General features: G+C 52.6%; 15 protein-coding genes and 1 tRNA gene. 7 read left to right on the plus strand and 9 right to left on the minus strand.

Annotation, left to right across the window (positions count from 1 at the left end):
* Positions 1–589: IS3 family transposase (locus BHAP_RS04585; RefSeq protein ID WP_143248737.1), on the plus strand; the 589-nt coding region annotated here is incomplete at its 5' end.
* Complete coding sequence (locus BHAP_RS04590; protein WP_094729579.1) at positions 573–3,461, plus strand: CAP domain-containing protein; 2,889 nt, start codon at positions 573–575, stop codon at positions 3,459–3,461. The genes BHAP_RS04585 and BHAP_RS04590, both read left to right, overlap by 17 nt.
* Before the next feature lie 194 nt (positions 3,462–3,655).
* Here the strand turns inward: BHAP_RS04590 and BHAP_RS04595 are convergent, their stop codons facing one another.
* The gene (locus BHAP_RS04595; RefSeq protein ID WP_094729580.1) at positions 3,656–5,401 is read right to left on the minus strand and encodes an ATP-binding cassette domain-containing protein; all 1,746 of its coding nucleotides are present in this window, start codon (positions 5,399–5,401) and stop codon (positions 3,656–3,658) included.
* Between the two features lie 185 nt (positions 5,402–5,586).
* On the opposite strand from BHAP_RS04595, the gene BHAP_RS04600 reads away from it, so the two are divergent.
* The 3 genes from BHAP_RS04600 (at position 5,587) to BHAP_RS04610 (ending at position 8,300) form a co-directional block, all read left to right on the plus strand.
* A tRNA-Arg gene (locus tag BHAP_RS04600) sits at positions 5,587–5,663 on the plus strand.
* A 265-nt stretch (positions 5,664–5,928) separates the two neighbouring features.
* Positions 5,929–6,774 (plus strand): SDR family oxidoreductase, encoded by an 846-nt coding sequence (locus BHAP_RS04605; protein WP_094729581.1) that lies wholly within the window; start codon positions 5,929–5,931, stop codon positions 6,772–6,774.
* A 74-nt stretch (positions 6,775–6,848) separates the two neighbouring features.
* Complete coding sequence (locus tag BHAP_RS04610; protein ID WP_094729582.1) at positions 6,849–8,300, plus strand: aldehyde dehydrogenase family protein; 1,452 nt, start codon at positions 6,849–6,851, stop codon at positions 8,298–8,300.
* A 924-nt stretch (positions 8,301–9,224) separates the two neighbouring features.
* On the opposite strand, the gene ileS is transcribed toward BHAP_RS04610, so the two are convergent.
* Positions 9,225–12,557 (minus strand): mupirocin-resistant isoleucine--tRNA ligase, encoded by a 3,333-nt coding sequence (gene ileS, locus BHAP_RS04615; protein WP_143248740.1) that lies wholly within the window; start codon positions 12,555–12,557, stop codon positions 9,225–9,227.
* Positions 12,558–13,062: 505 nt separating this feature from the next.
* Here ileS and BHAP_RS04620 point away from each other — a divergent pair.
* Both BHAP_RS04620 and BHAP_RS04625 read left to right on the plus strand, forming a co-directional pair.
* Positions 13,063–13,470 carry a GNAT family N-acetyltransferase gene (locus tag BHAP_RS04620; protein ID WP_094729584.1) on the plus strand — a complete coding sequence of 136 codons (408 nt, stop codon included), beginning with the start codon at positions 13,063–13,065 and terminating at the stop codon, positions 13,468–13,470.
* Between the two features lie 188 nt (positions 13,471–13,658).
* Positions 13,659–14,618: a D-2-hydroxyacid dehydrogenase family protein gene (locus BHAP_RS04625; RefSeq protein ID WP_244569310.1), complete on the plus strand. Its 960-nt coding sequence runs from the start codon at positions 13,659–13,661 to the stop codon at positions 14,616–14,618.
* A gap of 188 nt (positions 14,619–14,806) precedes the next feature.
* On the opposite strand, the gene BHAP_RS04630 is transcribed toward BHAP_RS04625, so the two are convergent.
* From BHAP_RS04630 to BHAP_RS04660, 7 genes are all read right to left on the minus strand, one after another.
* Positions 14,807–15,745 carry a hypothetical protein gene (locus BHAP_RS04630; protein ID WP_094729586.1) on the minus strand — a complete coding sequence of 313 codons (939 nt, stop codon included), beginning with the start codon at positions 15,743–15,745 and terminating at the stop codon, positions 14,807–14,809.
* Positions 15,746–15,748: 3 nt separating this feature from the next.
* Positions 15,749–16,717: an ATP-binding cassette domain-containing protein gene (locus tag BHAP_RS04635; protein WP_094729587.1), complete on the minus strand. Its 969-nt coding sequence runs from the start codon at positions 16,715–16,717 to the stop codon at positions 15,749–15,751.
* A complete protein-coding gene (locus BHAP_RS04640; protein ID WP_094729588.1) occupies positions 16,714–17,091 on the minus strand; it encodes a GntR family transcriptional regulator in 378 nt (125 codons plus the stop codon). The genes BHAP_RS04635 and BHAP_RS04640 overlap by 4 nt, the downstream gene beginning before the upstream one ends.
* 98 nt (positions 17,092–17,189) lie before the next feature.
* Complete coding sequence (locus BHAP_RS04645; RefSeq protein ID WP_094729678.1) at positions 17,190–17,963, minus strand: ABC transporter ATP-binding protein; 774 nt, start codon at positions 17,961–17,963, stop codon at positions 17,190–17,192.
* Positions 17,964–17,967: 4 nt separating this feature from the next.
* The gene (locus tag BHAP_RS04650; RefSeq protein ID WP_094729589.1) at positions 17,968–18,852 is read right to left on the minus strand and encodes an ABC transporter ATP-binding protein; all 885 of its coding nucleotides are present in this window, start codon (positions 18,850–18,852) and stop codon (positions 17,968–17,970) included.
* Positions 18,853–19,152: 300 nt separating this feature from the next.
* Entirely contained in the window at positions 19,153–19,983 is an 831-nt protein-coding gene (locus BHAP_RS04655) for an ABC transporter permease (protein ID WP_244569311.1), read from the minus strand.
* Positions 19,984–20,078: 95 nt separating this feature from the next.
* Entirely contained in the window at positions 20,079–21,056 is a 978-nt protein-coding gene (locus BHAP_RS04660) for an ABC transporter permease (protein ID WP_094729591.1), read from the minus strand.
* Positions 21,057–21,174 lie beyond the last annotated feature (118 nt).

Consider the following 21,174-nt stretch of genomic DNA (forward strand, 5'->3'; position numbering starts at 1 on the left):
GCCCGTGTTCAAGAGCGCGAAGCGCTACTCCTCGTACAAGGGCGAGATCGGCGGCGCGCCCGCCAACCTCGTCAACCGCGACTTCCATGCCGCGAACCCGAACGAGCTGTGGGTCACGGATATCACCGAGTTCAGGATCCCGGCGGGCAAGGTGTACCTGTCGCCGGTCATCGACTGCTACGACGGTATGCCGGTCGCCTGGACGATCGGCACGAGCCCCAACGCCGCATTGGTCAACGGGATGCTCGGGGACGCGTGCGCCACGCTCAGGCCCGGCGAGACGCCGATTATCCACTCGGACCGGGGATGCCACTACCGGTGGGACGAATGGATCCGCATCTGCGAGGAGCACGGCCTGACTCGGTCGATGAGCGCGAAGGGCTGCAGTCCGGACAACGCGGCCGCCGAGGGGTTCTTCGGCCGGCTCAAGCAGGAGTTCTTCCACAAGCGAGGCTTCCAAGGTGTCTCAATCGACGAGTTCATCACGTTGTTGGACGAGTACATGGTCTGGTACAGGGACAAGCGCATCAAGACCGAATACGGAATGAGCATCATGGACAAACGCATCGAACTTGGGCTCGTCGCCTGAACGCGCGTGCTATCGTTGCGAACGACTATTCAAACAACGAAGTCCAACAAAACGTCACCTCCCCCGACGCGACAACACTGCATCGCAGAACACGGAAAATGTCAATCAGCAAGCTGCTCCGACAAGCGTCACCGAAGCACAAGCAAAGGCCGATGCAGCCGCTGCCGCACTAGCAAACGCGCAACAGCAATTGACTGCAGCATCCGACGCGCTGCAGTCAGCAAAAAACGATCAGACCAACGCACAAACTGCAGTAGATCAAGCCGAGAAAACCGTCACGCAAGCGCAACAAGATGTTGCAGACGCTGAAGCAAAAATCTCACAGGCTACTGCTGACGCCGCAACCGCGCAACAGGCAATCGACGTAGCTAATCAGCACATTGCAGATACACAAACTGCTGTTAACAAAGCACAGGCTGACAAGACAACTGCGCAGAATCAGTTAACGAACGCACAAGCCAACAAGAATGCTGCCGACAAGACCGCAGCAAACGCTCAAGCGAAGATTGACGCCGCAAACAACGCCATTCTCGCAGCACAAACCGCTAAAGACACTGCAACAGCAAACAAAACGAAAGCACAAAACGCTAAAGACGCCGCCGATGTAGCCGCACAACAAGCGAAAAGCGACAAGGCTACAGCGGAAGCTAATTTGGCTGCTGCACAGCGCGAACTTAATGCAGCGCAAGCCGCCAAGACCACAGCCGATCAAGCAAAGACAACCGCTGCTAAGCAGCTCACGCAAGCCCAGCAAACCGAAGCAAACGCCAAAACCGCTAAAGACGCCGCCGATCAACTCGTCAAAAACCTCGAAAACAACACGCTCGACCTCACCAAACTCGAACAGGCACTCAACACAGCAAAAGACGAGAAAACCAAGGCCGACAAAGCAGTTACCGTCGCACAGAACGCGAAAAATGCTGCTGATCAAACCGTAAGCAACGACGAAACGGCGCTCGCAACAGCAAAGAAAACTGCCGCCGACTTGCAAGCTAAGGCTGATGCGGCGAAAACTGCCGCAGATGAGGCAACGACCAAGCTGGCGCAAGGTTCTCTTGCTTATTTCCAAGATCGCGCAGGAAAAGATAGCCTCGCGTATAAAGTACTGACCGATAAATCAGTAACACCGTATCTAGATTATGTACACATCGGTAAATCAGGCGATGCTACGACGCTGGATAACATGCTTGCAGCGCTTGACTATATTGATGAAGGCAATCGTATTCGCAAGGCTGATGGGCTTAGCGAATTACAAGTGTCTGACAGTTTGATGGCCATTGCACAAGCTAATGCTGGATGGGCTGAACATATTATTGATCACTCTCATCAGCATGATTCGTATGCTGCAGAGAACCTTGCATGGGGAGCTCGCGACCCATACGTTGGCTGGTATACCGAAGAAAAAGCCATCTGGGACAAGGCAGTGGCCGCAGATCCCACATTAAAGGATCTGTCAGCATATGAGATTTATACTCAGCATCCTGATTTGTATTGGCAAGTCGGTCACTATCTCAATCTTACAAATCCTGACGGCAAGGTGACAGGTTTCGGCGTCAGTCAAAATGGATACGTCACCTATCAGGGTTACACCATGAAAGACGTCTACGCACAGGAAATCAGCACAGCAAAAGATGATGGCCGCGTGATGACCACCACTGAAATGCGTGACGATATTCAAGCATATAAGTCGTCACTAGAGAACGCCGATCAAACGTACAAGGACGCGCAGGCAGCGGCAGATACGGCAGCTGCAAACGTGAAAACTGCAGAATCCAAGCTCACTGCGGATAAAACTACCGCTCAGCAGGCAGCAGATGCGTTAGCATCCGCACAGCAGACAGCCAAAGAGAAAGCTGCCGCGGTTGATATTGCGCAGAAAGCATACGATGACGCGCTGGCAGCACAGGGCGACAAGTCGGAAGCGCTGAAGAAAGCGAAGGCTGATCAGACTGCGAAGACTGCCGCGTATGAAGCTGCTCAGAAGGTCACTGCAGCCGCACAGTTGGCACTTGATAAGGCGACTGCCAAAGTTGAAGCAGCGCAGACTGCGGTAGACAGTGCAAACGCTAAAGTCGCAGATGCTCAGCAGGCTATTAATCAGGCTGATCAACAAGCGAAGGATGCAGCGGCGGCTGCAACTCAGGCAGAAGCACAAATCGCACAGGCTGATACTGAACTCGCTGCTGCTGTGAAAGCTGAGGAAGCGGCGCGTGCTGATCATTCTGTAGCAATAGCGGATAAAGCGAAAGCCGATGCGGCTGTTGCAGTAGCTCAACAGGCTGTTGATGCAGCGAACAAGGCGATCGCGAAGGCTGATGCTGAACTCGCCGCTGCACAGAAGACTCTTGATCAGAGTACTGCTGATAAGCAGACTGCGCAGGCTCAACTGGATGCCGCGAAGGCAACGATTGCTAAGTATCAGAATGCCCCAGCTGCTCTTGGCAAGGCCAAGACGGCATTAGCTGAAGCACAAGGTACGCTGGTTGCTGCCAAGCAAGCAGTCGCCAAGGCCGAAGCAACGTATGCAGCTGCTCAGCAAGCGTATAATGCGGAGAAGGCAGATAAAGATGCTTCCGATGCCGAGCTCGCTGCAGCAAAGAAAGCCCAGGCTGATGCCGAGGCTGCGGCGGCAGCAGCAAAGAAGAAAGCCGAGGAAGAAGCTCGTAAGAAGGCAGAAGAGGAAGCCGCTAAGAAGAAGCAGGCGGCCGAGGCCGCTAAGAAGTCTACGAATAAGACTGTGCCAAATACTGGCGCGGATGCGACTGCTGTCGCTACTCTGGCTGCAATCCTTACCGTATCTGGCACCGGATGTGTACTCATGCGCAAGCGGTATGCTCGCCACGCGACCGGATGGGTGTCAAGCGAGCAGTAAATTTCCACTCTCTGCCAGTATCCTGCGCATTAACAAGCTAACGAGTTCACTACCTCTTATAGCTCGTCTCCCCTTGTTAGGGGAGCCGAGCTATAAGAAATTTATCGTCGTTGCGTACACTTATCATCTCCGCAAATAGGTTGTGTAACCTTTACTCTGAGGATCATTAAAACAATCTTTTTTTCATTTATTTGTCACATCTCTTCTATATGTTTTTGACTGGAAAACAGTTCTGAAAAATATGTTCCTTTTTTAGACAAATTACAGTATGACCCTGATTCTATAATATGCCCATTATGGAATACATAAATACGATCTGCATTACGTAAAGTCCATGCTCGATGAGATATGATTATAGTCGCATATTCATGGGAATCTTTTTTAATTTCCTCAAATATGGATTCTTCTGTTTGCGCATCGATATTGCTGGTTGCTTCATCAAAAATGCGAATTGGCGAGTCTCTTAATATGAGTCGCGCGAGAGCCAGTCTTTGCCACTCTCCGCCAGAAAGTCCTTGGCCGTTCCATTGGTTTCCGAGCTGTGTATCCAAACCATTGGGCATATTCTTGACCATGGTGTCTCCATGTGCTTGTCGTAATGCCTCCCACAGTGCACCATCGCTTACTTCTTTGCCTTGAATTCCCAATAATAGATTTTCTCGAACTGTTAATTCATATCTTCCGTAATCTTGCGTAAGAACACTAATAAATTGATGTCGCTGTTCATATCCCATTGTTCTAAAATCGTGACCATATATCGTACACCTGTCGCATTTATTTTCAATCATGCCTAGTAGGCCCTTTATTGTAGTAGTTTTACCAGCCCCATTTTCTCCTACAAAACCTACTATCTCGCCCCGTTTTACAGTGAAAGAAATATCCGATATTGACGGCTCTTGCTGATCTGGATAATATGCCGACATATTTTCTATTGATATATAATCATCTTCACATATTATTTCTTGCTGTTGTGCTACGTCTGGTATCGCCGTGGTATTGCAACAATCTTCTACTATATTTATGAAACGCATATATGCCGATACGGCGTTAGATGATGACAATAATTCGCCTAGCGCATATCCAACATTGCTTGTTGCTCCAATACCAGACAGCACACCTACGATTCCACCTGCTATTGATGCTGTATCAGCTCCTGTTGAAATCATGGTGAGTAGTGCGCAAGATAGAAGAACTATAGAGCAAAGTCCCGCTATTCCATCTGTCAAAATTGAGAACTTATCGAGCTTTGTAAACAATTTCCTTATTGTACTTCTGTTGCTGTTTGCCCACTCAGCCATACAATGTTGACTATCATACAACGACAATTCAGATGCCGTGCTTTGCCCTGACAATACACTTTCTCGATATTGTGCTTGTCGAGTACATGCAGAGATCTTATCCCAGTAAGACCCTTCTTTCTTGGCATAAATCATGGTTGCAATACTGAGTGGTAATAAGCAGGTAAAAATAAACGCAGACGATAATGGACTAATTGACCATATTGTTATCAGCAGTGAACAACATACTGTGATTGCAAAAAGAACGGATTGCAATGCCACTATTTGCATTCCAAGCTTTGATGAATTGATTGCTTCTCGTGCTGCTTGCCCTGCGTTGCTTATATCTGAACGTATAATATGTATTGGTTCGAGACGAGCATATTCAAGATTTAATTGACTATGTGCTTTCTCTATAATGGCACTTTGGAGCATGCGCTGTAACGTGTAATCAATTTGTTGTATTGATAAATATCCTGCAACAAGTATTCCTACAATACAACCTAATAATAATGCAGTTGATGTATCATTATTGTTTAACGCTGACGTTAGTTTTGCTACCAAAATTGTCTGTGCACTCGGTATTAAGGCAACAAGAAAATTTAATACAGTAGATACTATGGTCTGTATAGGAGCATTATTATAGGCGTTTTTATACTCCATATGCTTGCTTGATGTACATTAAGCTTCTTCGCTTGCTGCGTCACTGCGGTGCTCATAAATATATGATATACGGAATAGTATAGAACAACCGACCGTTCCCAACACAATAACTCCCCCAATATCAACCACAGATACCGGCCATGTTGAATACAGTACTGCCGTACTGATATACTGTCACCTCGTTTGGCCCCGTAGCTCAGGTGGATAGAGCATGTGACTTCTAATCTCAAGGTCGCCGGTTCGAGCCCGGCCGGGGTCACCATATTGACAGCGTGAGTGGCGGAAATCTCTCACTGAGCAGCTCAGTGAGAGATTTCCGCCACTCACGCTGATATTGCTGACGTCACCGATATGCGGCAGTTTCCTCTGCTAAAGAATGATACGTCCACACCAGCCGTAAGCATATAATTCCACCGCAATCGCTCGCACTTACAACCTAAATATGTGACATTATACGACAATTCGTCAATTATCCGACGTTAACCAGCCTATGATGAAGGTGATATTACGGTAGGGTTGGAGGTTTCATGCACGTAACACATCGCTTCGCAGGAGCGTCAGCAGTAATCACAGGCGCCGGTTCAGGTATCGGCCGGCTCATGGCCGAACGTATCGCAGCCGAAGGAGGCAATGTCGCAATCTGGGATATCAACAGCGACGCAGCACACCACACTGCAGATGCAATCAACCAATCCCCCACTACTCACGGTCACGCGGTCGCGTTCGCAGTAGACATCACTGACAATACTGCAGTCCAGCAGGCGGCGCGCGATACGATCACCGCACTCGGTAAAGTCAACATACTCATTAATAATGCAGGTATCGTCTCCGGTGCAGATTTCGAACAGCTTACCGAGCAACAGATTCGCCGCACATTCGCAGTGAACACGTTAAGCCTGTATTGGACCAACAAGGCACTACTGCCAGAACTTCGTCGTCATCATCGCGCGGTAAGTGTTACCGTTGCTTCAGCAGCAGGACTTGTCGCCACAGCTCGACAAACCGACTACGCAGCAAGTAAGTTCGCCGCCGTCGGTTTTACCAATGCGCTACGTTCGGAGCTCAAGAAAACTCACTCGTCCGTGCGCACGCTAGTGGTGTGCCCGTATTACATCGACACCGGTATGTTTGCAGGCGTGACAACGCGATTCCCACAATTGCTACCGATTCTCAAGCCGGAATATGTGGCCGATCGCATCGTGGACGCGATCGCAAAGGGTCACGAACGGCTTATTTTGCCGCCATTTGCCGCTGTGGCAACTGTAGTCGCTGCATTGCCGCCAGAACTATCCGATCCAATCTATGCGTTGTTTGGATTGAATGACTGTATGGATGCGTTTGTTGGTCGCAGCGGACAGTCACAGCACGCATAACACGCATAACACGCAAGTGCAGATAACCGCTAACGTGTGAATCAGCGATACATCATCTCTGAACGGAAACGACAATGACATACGAGACAATCAATATACAGACTTCTCAAGTGAACGATCATTCGACCCAATCAGCACAACAAATCGTTACTCACTTGCGTCATACGTTCCGCTCTAACAAAACCAGATCACTTAAGTGGCGACGTTCGCAGCTGAACGCAATGGAGCGTTTATTGCGTGATCATGCGGATACACTGACTCGCGCAGTGCGCAACGATTTCGACAAGCCAATCTCCGAGACGATGCTCATGGAGATTAACTTGATACTCGAAGAAATTCGATTCGTACGCCCGCGTCTAGCACATTGGTCAGCACGGCGCATGAAGCCGATTCATTGGCTATTACAACCGGCAACTGGGTGGACAGTGGCTGAACCGAAAGGCGTAGCACTCGTAATTTCTCCGTGGAATTACCCGATTCTGCTCAGTCTTGAACCAATGGTTGATGCGATCGCTGCTGGCAATTGCGTATGTCTCAAGCCTTCAGAACTCTCCCCCGCTACCAGTCAAACGTTAGCGGATCTCATTCCACGCTATCTTGATCGCGATGCGTTCGCCGTTATCCAAGGTGGCCCTCACGAAACAAGCAAGTTACTCGATCAATCGTTCGACCATATTTTCTATACAGGCGGCGGCCGAGTTGGCAGTATCGTAATGGCAGCGGCAGCGAAGCAGCTCACACCAGTAACACTGGAGTTAGGCGGCAAATCGCCGGTATTTGTGGACAGAACTGCAAATCTTGACGTAGCCGCGAAACGTATCGCATGGGGTCGGTTTATCAACGCTGGACAGACGTGCGTCGCACCAGATTATGTGCTCGCAACGTCCGATATTGCCGACGATCTCGCGCAACGTATCGCGCGCGCCACGAAACTGTTTTTCGGCAACAATCCACAACAATCAAATAGTTACGCCCGTATTATTAACGAACGACATTACGATCGGTTGATGTCACTTATGCCGCGTGCTGATGATCCGTCGTCGGCCGCACATGTCGTTTGCGGCGGAACGGGCGATCGCAGCGACCGTTATATTGCACCAACCGTGCTCACGCATGTGTCAGCGAGTGCACCAGTGATGCAAGAAGAGATTTTCGGACCGATTCTGCCTGTGATAGAGATTGCTGACGCCGCATCGGCAATTGCGTTTATCAATGCGCGACCACGTCCGCTGGCATGTTACGTATTTTCGCGGCGGCGTACCGTACGTCGACTGTTTGAACGAGAGACAAGCTCAGGAGCGCTTGGATTTAACTTACCGCTCGGTCATTTGATTTCGAGCCGACTGCCGTTTGGCGGTGTGGGAGCGTCCGGCATGGGTTCGTATCATGGATACGCCGGTTTTCTTGAATTCAGTCATGTCAAAACGGTAATCAGTAAACCAGCGTTTCCTGATACGCTGGCATTGGTATATCCGGCGTATGACAACATCAAGCGCATGCTGATCACCGCGTTGGCACACATGTGACTGGCAGTATTTCAATCCGTGCTCTCCGTACACAGATCTGTCGCTAAACAATCAACAGATTCCACCTATCCATAGCACAATCGGCGAACCATCCACCGCTACCTGCACATTTGTGATGCTCAAGTCGTCTGCGCTGGCTTTGCTGACTGAGGACTAGGTCGATGCGCGTGGCGGTTTTGCTCGCTTGAGCAGTGCTCAGTGAGCAAAACCGCCACAACCCATTCTGCGTGGCAGAAAACGCTCGCTGAGACCACTGTCAGCGAGAGAAAACCGCCACTCAGTGCTCCCATCCGTGTTGTGCTCTTGCAACGTGCAATCTGAGAGGCAGATTTTCGATTGCGCATGAGTCTTTCTTCAATCTGAGAGGCAGGCGTTCTTACCGCATTCTGCATTCCGCCCTCATATTAAGAGGTTTCGGGGATATATATTAGCCTTGTAACCGAACTACGGTGCCTCTCAGATCGCAGAAAGACCCCTGCAAACAGCGAAATCTACCTCACAGATTATAAAAGACCCCAATTATCCCCAATTACCACACCCACAAACCAACCCGAAACAACACAAACTTCCCATACCCCACTCGCCGTTGAACCTACATTCATAAATTCGTGAATGAGAGCGCTAGGCAGGAACAAATCTAGAGCGTTCCCATCTAGCACTCTCAGCGAGCAAGTTATCACTCATCAACCACACTATATTTCAATCCACATGTCCGATGCTATGCGCACAAGACATGCCAAATCGGAGTTTATCGCCACTTGAATCATTACAAACTTCATAGTGTGGTCTATTAGAGCTGTAGAAGGAGAAAGACTCCCTTCTCCATCTACAGCAATGGGGTGGACCGGAATCCGGTCCACCCCATTATTCAGCAGTTACGTTATATCGTCGTCAGATTTGCTACAGACGGCGATATGCAGCAGCTCACGCCTTAACGACGTTCACAGCCAACTCGCTAGCTTGCGCATCGGAGACAATCTCAACGCCCGCTTCAGCCAGCGTCTCGCGCGCGATGAGGTCACGGAACTGCTCAGCCTTTGGCGCATCAGCTGCCGGCACCGTGAGCTTCAACGAGATACGATCCGCAATGTCAAGTCCGGCGTCCTTACGCGCATCCTGCACAGCACGGATCACGTCACGGGCGTACCCTTCAGCCACGAGATCGTCATTCAACGCCGTGTCGAGGATCACGAAACCACCGGTCGGCAGTGCTGCGGACACGGATGAAGCTGCTTCAGCAGCATTCTCCTCTTCCACGCGGTTGATGAGCTCATATTCGCCGCTCTCCAACGCCACATCACCGTTCGGTGTCGCGACAACAGGCGCGCCGGTCGCAGCATCCACATGCCAGTCGCCACTCTTGGACGCCTTGATCGCGAACTGTACCTGCTTGCCGAGTCGCGGACCAGCCGCACGAGCGTTGACGCGCAGTTGATGAACAATGCGCAGACCCTTCGTACCAGCATCCTCCATCGTGCAGAACTCGATATCCTTCACATTGAGCTCAGACTTGAGAATGTCAGCATACGCTTGAACATCATTCACATCTTCGACCACAACGGTGAGCTTGGCGAGCGGCTGACGAACACGAATCTGCTCAGCCTTACGCAGTGACAACGTGCCAGAGACAACCTCGCGCACCTTCTCCATTGCGTTGACCAGCTGCGGATTGTCAACCAGCACGCGACCGAGTTCAGTCGCTTCACCACTCGCAGCATCCGTCACGAACGGCCAGTCAGTCAGATGCACTGATTCACCACCGGTCAAGCCGCGCCACACGGATTCAGCTTCCATCGGCGCGAGCGGCGCGAGTACACGCATGAACACTTCAAGCACGGTGTATAGCGTGTTGAATGCGTTCGCGTCCTCATTCCAGAAGCGGTCACGAGTGTTGCGAATGTACCAGTTGGTGAGCACGTCGATAAAGTCGGCGGCCGCATCGCAAGCGTCAGAAATCGCGAACTCGTCAAGCGAGCGTTCCACCGATTCGACCAGTCGGCGCGTACGTGCCAACAGGTATCGATCCATTTCCGGCAGAGCCGCGACCTCGTCAGCGCGCAACGCACGAGCATCGAATCCGGCGCCCTTATTGGCTGCGTTCGCATACAGCGTGAAGAAGTAGTAGGAGCTCCACACCGGCAGCATGACCTGGCGAACCGTGTCACGAATGCCTTCGGCGGTGACGATCAGGTTACCGCCGCGCAGGATCGGCGAGGACATGAGGAACCAACGCATCGCGTCGGAACCGTACTTGTCGAACACTCCATTGACATCCGGGTAGTTGCGCAGGTGCTTGGACATTTTCTGACCGTCGGAGCCGAGCACGATGCCGTGGCAGATTACGTTCTTGAATGCTGGACGATCGAACAGCGCAGTTGCCATGACATGCAGCAGGTAGAACCAACCGCGCGTCTGGCCGATGTATTCGACGATATAGTCGGCCGGGAAGTGCTGTTCGAACTTTTCCTTGTTCTCGAACGGATAGTGGAACTGTGCGAACGACATCGAACCGGACTCAAACCAACAGTCGAGCACGTCGCTAATGCGGCGCATGGTCGACTTGCCGGTCGGGTCGTCTGGGTTCGGACGAGTCAGATTGTCGATCCACGGGCGGTGCATGTTCACGTTGCCATCGCGGTCACGCGGATAGTCTCCAAAGTCACGCTTCAGCTCTTCCAAAGAACCGTATACGTCGACGCGCGGATACTTCGGATCGTCGGAAACCCACACAGGGATCGGAGAGCCCCAGAAACGGTTGCGTGAGATCGACCAGTCACGCGCGTTCGCGAGCCACTTGCCGAACTGACCGTCCTTGACATTTTCTGGAATCCAGTTGATCTGCTGGTTCAATTCCAACAAACGCGGCTTGATCTTAGTAACAGAAACAAACCACGACGACACCGGCTTGTAGATCAACGGTGTGGCGCAACGCCAGCAGTGCGGATAGGAGTGTACGTAGCTCTTCTCTTGGAAGAGGATCGCACGATGTTCCTCAGGGATGGACGCGAGCGGACCGTCACCGGCGCGTAGGTTACGCAGGATTGGCAGGTTGGCGTCAAACACGAACATGCCCTCATATTCTGGGCACTGTGCGGTAAAACGACAACCAGCGTCGAGCACATCCGTGCTCTTGATACCGTGCGCGTTGAGCGTGTTCATATCGTCTTCACCGTAAGGAGCCTGGTGAACCAGACCAGTACCTTCAACGGTATCGACGTAATCAGCGGTGAAAATCGTGTAGCCGTTCGGACCGGGCACATTGCCTTCCGATTCGGCCTTGTCACCCGCAAAATATGGGAATACTGGCCAGTAGCGGCGGCCTTCGAGTTCTGAACCCTTGAGTTCGCGCACGACCTCGTAGTTCTCACCGAGTTCCTTGGTATAGTGTGGCAGCAGGTCTTTGCCGAGGTAGAACTTCTTGCCAGCAAACTTACCTTCGGTGGGCTTGACTTCAACGTAGTCAATGTCTGCACCGACTACGATAGCGAAGTTGGTGGGAACGGTCCACGGCGTAGTGGTCCAGAAGACAGCGTAAGCATCGTCTTCATCGCGCATTTTGACTGCCACAGACACAGTGGTGTCTTGACGATCCTGATATACGTCGGCGTCCATACGCAGCTCGTGCGCCGAAAGCGGCGTGCGATCCTTCGGGCAGTACGGCAGCACGCGATAGCCCTGATACGCGAGACCCTTATCGTACAACTGCTTGAAGGCCCACATTACTGATTCCATGTATGGAATATTGAGGGTCTTGTAACCGTGCTCGAAGTCCACCCAACGAGCCTGACGATGCACATAATCTTGCCATTCACGCGTGTACTTGAGCACGGAAGCACGGCATGCATCGTTGAACTTGTCAATGCCCATCTTTTCGATCTGATCAACCGAATCGATGCCAAGTTCCTTCTGCGCCTCAAGCTCAGCAGGCAGACCGTGCGTGTCCCAACCGAAAACACGGTTGACCTTGTGACCTTTCATGGTCTGGTAGCGCGGAATAACATCCTTCGCATAGCCGGTCAGCAAGTGACCGTAGTGCGGCAGACCGTTCGCAAACGGCGGGCCGTCGAAGAATACGAACTCGTTCTGGCTATGGTCGCCAGAAGGACGACGTTCAACTGACTTCTGGAACGTGTCATCTTTGTCCCAGTAGTCGAGAACGGTTTCTTCCATGTTTGGAAAGCTCGGGTTTGGCGCGACGGATGCGGTTTCGCCGCCCTCGTTTGCCTTGGGGTACACATGACCGGTGGTTTCACTCACCATGATTCTCCTGTCAATGTTTTGCTCTGTCCTACAGCAACTTCATTGGCATATCGTTAAGCGAGCCTCGCGGCGCGCATGACGGTCAATGTCATTACTGCCTACGAGGACGATGATCAGCTGGCTTCGGCTGTGCGCCGACCGCCGTTCACCGCGGTACCACCTCGCTTGTCGCACACCGTCTGTGTCATGTCGAAACATGACGAGTCACTATGCGACCGCTTGAGTTCGGCTATCTCGGGCCGATCCCGTCGGTTCTACTAAGTGCTGTTGTATGACACTCGTCACACAACAGCACTGTTCTTCCGAAGACTCCCCGCTGATAACGGATCACTGCCTTGACAACGCGCCTTATCATAGCACGGTATCGAGTCAAAAACCCTCCTCGCAATTCCACCATCACGCCATATCGTGGACGCGACAGCAAGTATGCATTGTTGCACACCATATGATGAGCGAACATTCACCACATATTGACGCGACAATACCGCAGCGAGAAGTTCACATGACCATCACCTACACTGAAGAACGCACGTTTACTCGAGAGCAAGTGCAGCAGCTGTTCCGTTCAGTTGGATGGGTATCGGGTGAGTATCCTGACAAGTTGTATCAAGCGTTGATGGGCTCTTCGACGGTAATTTCAGCATGGGATGGTGACCGACTTGTCGGCTTGGTGCGCGCACTGGATGATGGTGCAATGCTCGCATACATGCATTACGTGCTCGTTGATCCTGACTATCAAAGACATGGTATTGCTGGGCACATGGTCAAGATGATTCAAGAGAAGTACCGCGATTTCTTCTATGTCGAAGTCATGCCGGAAGAAAGTAAGAATGCGTCATTCTACGAGCGTTTCGGATTCAAGGTAATGACCGATGGCGTTGCTATGCAAACTGTTAATCCGAACTGGTGAGTTGGATGTCAGCTGCCGTGCCGAACGCTCATACGTTCACACTGCCGCGTTAGAGTGAACGTATGAGCGAACCGCACACCCAGAGCACGCAACACCCACAGCAACCGCAGCGCACACAGCGCATACAGCACACGTATCCGCGCGTGATCGAGACTCAACCCGAGCGCACTGACCTGCCGCTGGTGGTGATGCCGAGCGTTATTGAGTCCATGATTGGCCCGTTCACGGCGAATCTTGAGTTGTTGCATGATATTGCGCGCGTTCGTATGTATACCGATTGCGTATCTGACAGCGACATGATTCTCGCGCGTTCTGCTGACGCCGATGCGGTGATGGTGATCGGTTTTCACGTACCGGATGCCATGCTTGACCGATTCTGCGGATTCGACGGCAGGGCAGGTCATGTACGTTGTTTTGCGTTCGGCGGCACTGGTGTGGCGAGCTACATTAATTTGCAGCGTACGCGCGAGCACGATGTGCGCGTATGCAATATCGTGCATTACGGCGATCATGCGGTGGCTGAGCACACGTTTGCACTGATTATGGAGCTGGCACGCGAAGTCGGACGGCTCAATACCGAAGTCAAGAACGGCGATTGGACCGGCGCCGACGGTTACGCATTGCACAATAAAACGTTAGGCTTGGTGGGATTCGGCGGTATTGGCCGTGCAGTGGCGCGCATTGCTCAAGGATTTGGCATGCAGGTGGCCGTATGGAATGCGCATGTTGACCCGAGCGTTGCACGTACCTTCGGTGTGACGTTGATCGACGATATGGGCGATCTCATGGCGGCTTCAGATATTGTGAGTTTGCACTTGCCGTTGCTTGATTCCACGCGAGGTATCGTAACAGCTGCTGTACTTGATCGTATGCGGCCCGGAACGTTGTTTATTAATACTGCGCGTGCTGAGATTATTGAACCGGGCGCATTGTCTGCGCGATTATCACGCGGCGATATTCGCGCTGCACTCGACGTATTTGATCACGAGCCGTTGCCGATGGACGATCCGCTGCGTAGTGTGCCGGGCATTATATTGACTCCGCATGTAGCGTGGCGCAATGATGAAGCGTATATCGGTTTAACCAAACAAGTCGTGCAATCAATCGCCTCGTTTTTCACCGGTGGCACGTTCAACATAGCCAACTGACATCGCGCTCTTGGTTCCCCTTGTCAGGGAGCTGTCGACGAAGTCGACTGAGGGGTAGTAGCACCCCTTGACTGTTCCAAAGGTGTTGACTACCCCTCAGTCAGCTACGCTGACAGCTCCCCTGACAAGGGGAGCCGAGAGATCTAGCAAGAGAGCCGCTGTGATAAAACAGGATCGTCCACGATCAGTCAGATCACACGACGACGCGAGGAGTGAACTTCGCGGCGCAACGTCATCCGGTTTACAACAAATGCACATATCGCAAACAGCAGCAGCGAGAACACCAAGGCAATCCACGCAACATACGTCATATCCTGACCACCACTGTCGGTATATCGAATCACGATGCCTGTCAGGACATTGCGCGTCCAATGCACGACTCTCGGCAGCGCAGCGCTATACGAATCACCGGCATACCACACTGGTCGCATGAGTTCAACTATCACAATCACTATGCCGAGCAGTACCACTCCGCCAATACGCCGTACCGTATTCCCGTTGACCACCCACGCCATCACCGCACCGACTAGCATGCCCAACGCAGTAACGATAAGCATCAACGAGAAGAACTTCATCGAGATATACAGCCAGTCATACGACACGATGCTTGACGTCTCGCACAGCGAACCGGATGTCCATTCGTCCAAATTTCTACAGTGAGCCCACGCATACTGGAATCGATCAGATCGTGAACTTTCCAAATACGCCAGCATACTCTTGCCTGATTGAGGCGCGGATTGCGCAGAACGTGTCATTGCAATACCCATATATCGCACTGGCATAAGCACCAACGTCGCCGCCGCCGAAGCTACCGCGCCCGCAATCAGCGACACATTCACGAACGACCGCCGCGAGACACCGTGACATAGTTCCACATCGAAGAATCCAACAAACCAGATCACGCCTACCGCAAATAGGAACGAAAACATGCGGCCTTCCAGATCAATACCATACGGTGAGAAGCCAATCATCGCGGCCTTGCCATCACTCGACTGCGCATAGGCAGTATACGCAGATATAGCGATCCCCACGAGCGGAATGATGAGCATAGTCGTGTATAGAATGGCACATCGCTTTGCCATCGTCGTTGCTTGACGACTGAGTCGGCGCGGTTGACGAAGCATCATTAATCACTCCCCCTTCGCTGTGAACAGTGTAGATGTTGTGGCCGTTGCAACTGCCGCAGTCTCAATAACGGCTGGCAACGATTCACTGAGAGCCGAACGCGCTGCGCTCGCTTCACCTTCAGTTACGGCGATGACATACTCTTGCAAGCTAAGCTCGCTGGTGACGATACCGTCCGGTAACTCGTTCGCATCAACGCCACCGCGAACGGTCACGTTGGCAAGTCGACCGAGTGTTTCGTAAGTGAGTACGGTAAGACATGCGTCAGTGACGAAATTGCTGACGGTATGCGCATCGCCAACCAGCGTTGTAGCGAGTGAATTGACTGATTCTGCAGCGAATTCATCCGTTACTGTACCGCGATCGAGTATGATCGCACGTTCGATAACGCCCGCGATCTCATTGATGATATGCGTTGCGATAATGATGGTGCGCGGGCAGCTGGCGTATGATTCGAGTACGAATTGGTAAAAACGCTCGCGACTTGCCGCATCAAGACTACTGACCGGCTCATCGAATAGCACTACGTCAGTCGGCACGCACAGGGCTGCGACCAGTCGCACGATCTGACGTTGTCCACGCGAAAGCTGACTGTACGCACGGCCTGGTTCGATGCCGAATTGGGCAAGCATACGCGCAGAAAATCCCCAGTCAAAACCACCGTAATAGCGTTCCTCGCGGCGGAAGATTGAGCTGACGCGTACCGGCCAGAGGAATGGCAGCGTTTCGTTGACGAGGTAAATGTGGCTTTGTGCTTGCTCGTTATCTCGTACGTTTACACCGTCGAGATTGATTGAGCCAAAGGTAGGTAACAGGCGATTCGCGATAAGACTGAGCAGCGTGGATTTGCCGGCACCATTGCGACCAAATAGGCCGTAGATAGCGGGTTGCAAAACAAGATTGACATGGTCGAGCGCAGCGACGGCGGTATTCGAGCCATATGCTTTAGTGAGATTGGTAATCGTCAGGTTCATGGTTGATATTCCTCCCTGATGATGGCGTTGAGTTCATTGACATCAAACCCAAGTCGTTTGGCTTCCGTGACGAAATGTGGAACTTGTTCGCTGAGAAATTCGTTGCGTTTGGATTCCATCGCCCGCCTTTGGCCGCCGGTTGTTACGAACATGCCCAATCCCCTGCGTTTTTCGAGCAATCCTCGTTCGACGAGTAGGTTCATGCCTTTGAGCACGGTCGCCGGGTTGATGCGATATGTTGTCGAGATCTCGGTAGTACTGGGGACTTGGTCGCCGTCACGATATGTGCCGGCGATAATCGCCTCGGCAAGCTGGTTTGCGACTTGTCGGAACAACGGCTCGCCACTCGAATCATCAAAGCGCACGGATTGCATCACCCCTTACTCATGCGATGCACCAAACTTCATTGGTTAGTTACTTATGTAACTAACCATATAACCAATGATTGCCGTTGTCAATCACGCCAGTTCAGTCAGAGCGTTGCGGCGTCGATGAGTTGGCGCGTGTAGTCAGACGCCGGACTGGCGAGCACTTGCTCAGTTGGACCATATTCTTCAACATGACCATCGTGGAGTACGAGAACACGGTCGGCGACGTGCTGAACGATGCCAAGATCATGAGACACGATAATCATCGCCATGTCGCGCCATGTCTCACGGATAGTGGCGAATGCATCGAGAATCTGCAATCGCGCGGCAACGTCGATTGCACTCATCGGTTCGTCGGCCAGAATGATCTTCGGCTCGTTGACAATCGCGCGCGCGATAGCGACTCGTTGCGCTTGTCCTCCAGACAGATCAATCGGGAAACGGTCAGCAAATATTGTCGGATCAAGACCGACCGTCCGCAATGCGGCACACGCACGATTGTCAATCTCGACGCGAGACAGATCTCGGCGTTGAATACGCAACGGTTCAGCAACGGATTGACTCACACGCCAACGCGGGTCAAGCGAGGAAAACGGGTCTTGAAAAACCAGTCCTGACTCGCGGCGAAGATTTGCGACCGGCAATGGATGACCATTATATGAGACCGTGCCTGAATCAGCTGATTCCAGACCGAGCATAATGCGCGTCAGCGTGGATTTGCCCGAACCAGACCCGCCGATAACCGCGAGACATTCGCCGGGATATACGTCAACAGACACGTCAAACAGCACTTGCTTGCGGTGTTGGCGAGCGCCACCACGGCCGAAATACTTATCAATATGGCAAGCAGTGAGAACGGGTGTAAGTTCAGTAGTCATGATGTCACTCACCATCCTCTTGGCGTATGTCCGAGTCGTATAGCCGAGTATGCGTTTGCTCAGTTCCGCCGCGCGAGGCAGTCATTCCAGTCACACAAGCCGACGTTGCGGCAATCGTTGCATTGTTGAGCGACAACTCGCGAGCTGCCGAGACGAGATGCACGGCTTGTTCTGTGGAAGGATGATCAAGCAGATCAGCAGTAGTACCAGTTTCCGCGATCGCACCGTTGTCAAGCACGTAGCAACATGTAGCCGCTCGCGAGAGTACAGCAAAATCATGGGTGATGAACAGCATAGACGCGCCCGCATCATCGACTAGCGATACGAGTAGATCAACGATATGTCGTTGCACGATTGAGTCGAGTGCCGTGGTTGGTTCGTCGGCGATGATGAATCGCGGTGACGTGATCAAAGCGGTTGCAATGCCGACGCGCTGCTGTTGGCCGCCGGAAAGTTCATGCGGATATTTCGTCGCTACGTCAGCAGGAAGCCCAACTTTGTCGAGCATCGCTTGCACGCGATCGAGTCGTTCAGTACGAGTCAGATCGTAGTGCAATCGCAATGGCAAGGCGATCTGCCGAGATACGGTCATCACTGGGTTCAGCGATGCGGCCGGATTTTGAAACACCATACCCACATATCGGCCGCGCAGATCAGCTAGTTCGCGATCGCTTGCCCCGACGATCTGACGATCTGCAAGCCGAATTGAACCAGATACGGTTGCGTTTGTCGGCAATAACCCCATAATCGCGCGCGATATCATCGACTTACCAGACCCAGATGAGCCGATCAATCCAACGCGCTCACCATCAGCAATATCCATATTCACGTCTCGAATAATGGACTTGCCGTCAATGGTCACATTTAATCCGCGAATCTCAACGCTCATGTGAGTTCTCCCTGCCGGACAGAATCTCGATTCATATTCGTTCTTGCGCCGGGCTGTGGCGATGATATGTTGCCCGACACACTCAAGGCCGTTCGGCCAAGCCTACGGTCGGGCAACATATCATCGCCACAACCCTCGTTCATATTCATCACATGCTCTTCTTCTACACAAAACGTCGCTTTCATATGTCTTCGCAGGGTGTGGACGATAGTGTGTTGCTCGACCGTAAGACTTGGCCGAACGGCCCGGAGTGTGTCGAGCAACACACTATCGTCCGCACCCCACCCCGAATCATCATGATCATCTTCGTAGCCCTGTGTTGGTCAGCGGGTCGATTGCATCACGCAGCACGTCACCGAACACGTTGAGCGCGACGACCACCACGGTAACAATCAGTCCCGGCCACAATACAGTCAACGGATACACGTTAATGAACTTAACCGACGTGGCAAGCGAATGTCCCCAACTCGGTACGCCAGATGGCACGCCAATACCCAAATATGTCAATCCACTTTCGGCAAGCACAGCCGTGCCAGCCGACAGGGAAAGCTGTACGAGCAGTACAGGAACGATATTCGGCACGATATGCCGCGTAAACACCCACCATCCGGACGCGCCACCGGCCATTGCCGACTCGACATATGCCGAACGTGCGGCCAATAGTGCAGCCGACCGTGCCACACGAGCCAAATTCAGTCCGTATCCAAATCCGCAGGCTACTACGATCACCGCAATTGATGCGCCGAGCGGCACGGCAAGAATCAGTGCAAGCAGCACGGTCGGGATCGAAATCAACGCATCGATCACGACCACGGACGTTGCAGCGAGCGCACTACAACGTGTCACCATCGCGGCGACCAGCAACATGCCGAACGCAGCGGCGAACAGGACAGTCAAGATCACGATAAGTAAATTCGTGCGCGAGCCGGCCATGAGCCAACTGAGCACATCCGCTCCAGTACCATCAGTACCAAGCCAGTGCGCAGCGGATGGCGCAGCCCACACATGGTAACCGTCAGTAGCGAGCAGTGGCTGCGGCGTCCAGAATATCGATACAATCGCAACGATCAGCCATAATCCGAGCACAATCAACGAGAATTTACCTTCACTGCGTTGCCACAGCGAACGCATGATGATCGTTGCAGCTGGCTGCGCTGACGATTCCGCAGCCGCAGACTGAGCAGACTGAGACTGAGATCGAGATTGGCGAGACGTCGCTGACTCACTCATGACACCACCTCCGATATGTTCGCCACCGATGCCAGTCGTGGGTCAAGCGCGCGATGCAGCAGATCAACCAGCAGTCCACATGCCAAGAAAAATGCGGCAAGAAGGAACAGTTCGCTTTGCACAGCGATCAGGTCACGATTGCCAAGGTCGGTCACCAGACCGGAGCCGATGCCGGGCAGTGCGAATAGGTTTTCGATCACCATGACGCCAGTGATCATTTCCGCGAAGGTCAGACCGATCACCGACACGAGCTGCGGCATGGCGAGTCGCAAGCCGACCTGTATAACCGCTTGACGTCGTGTCATGCCACACGCCATTGCCATGTCAATATGACCGGATGCCGCAATGTCGCCAAGTGCTGAACGCGTGTATCGCATCAGCGAAGCACCGACGATAATGCCAACCGTGAGTGCTGGCAAAATCAGCGACCAAAGCGCCGTAACCGGCGTCGCCCAGCCGTCAAGAGGAAATCCTTGCGAGGGAAACAATCCGATAAGACCGCTGCCGCGCGAAAACAGTAGGACCAGCAACAGGCCGCCCCATAGGGCCGGAATCGCCCCGCCGATCAAGGCGATCACATGAAACGCCGTACGCGCCCACGACGAGCGTGCCAACGTGGCCGCGACCCCCAGCGGAATACCGATCAGCATCGCGATCAGCAAACCGAGCACAATGAGCGGAAACGTGATCGCCGCACGCCCAGCAACAAGCGAGGTCACCGACCGACCGGTTAAAATTGACGTGCCAAAATCACCGCGCACCAATCCCCCAGCCCAGTCCAAATACTGGACAGTCAGCGGACGGTTCAAACCAAACTGTTCGCGCAGCGCATCCACTCGTGAAGCCGGCGAGTTGAGTCCCGCCATCACAGACGCCACATCGCCCGGCAGAATCCGCAACGCCACAAACACGACCACAGACACGCCAAACAGCGCCGCCGCAAACAGTAGCAATCGTCGAACTATGAATCTCATGGTCTTCCTTCATGGCAAAACGTAGCGCAACATACCAACGTAACGAGCGTGGTGTTGGGATATGCTGCTCGCGACCGTAGGCTTGGCCGAACGGCCTTGAGTGTGTCGCGAACAGCAT

The organism is Bifidobacterium hapali, from assembly GCF_002259755.1.
In the GTDB taxonomy this organism is placed as follows: Bacteria; Actinomycetota; Actinomycetes; order Actinomycetales; family Bifidobacteriaceae; genus Bifidobacterium; species Bifidobacterium hapali.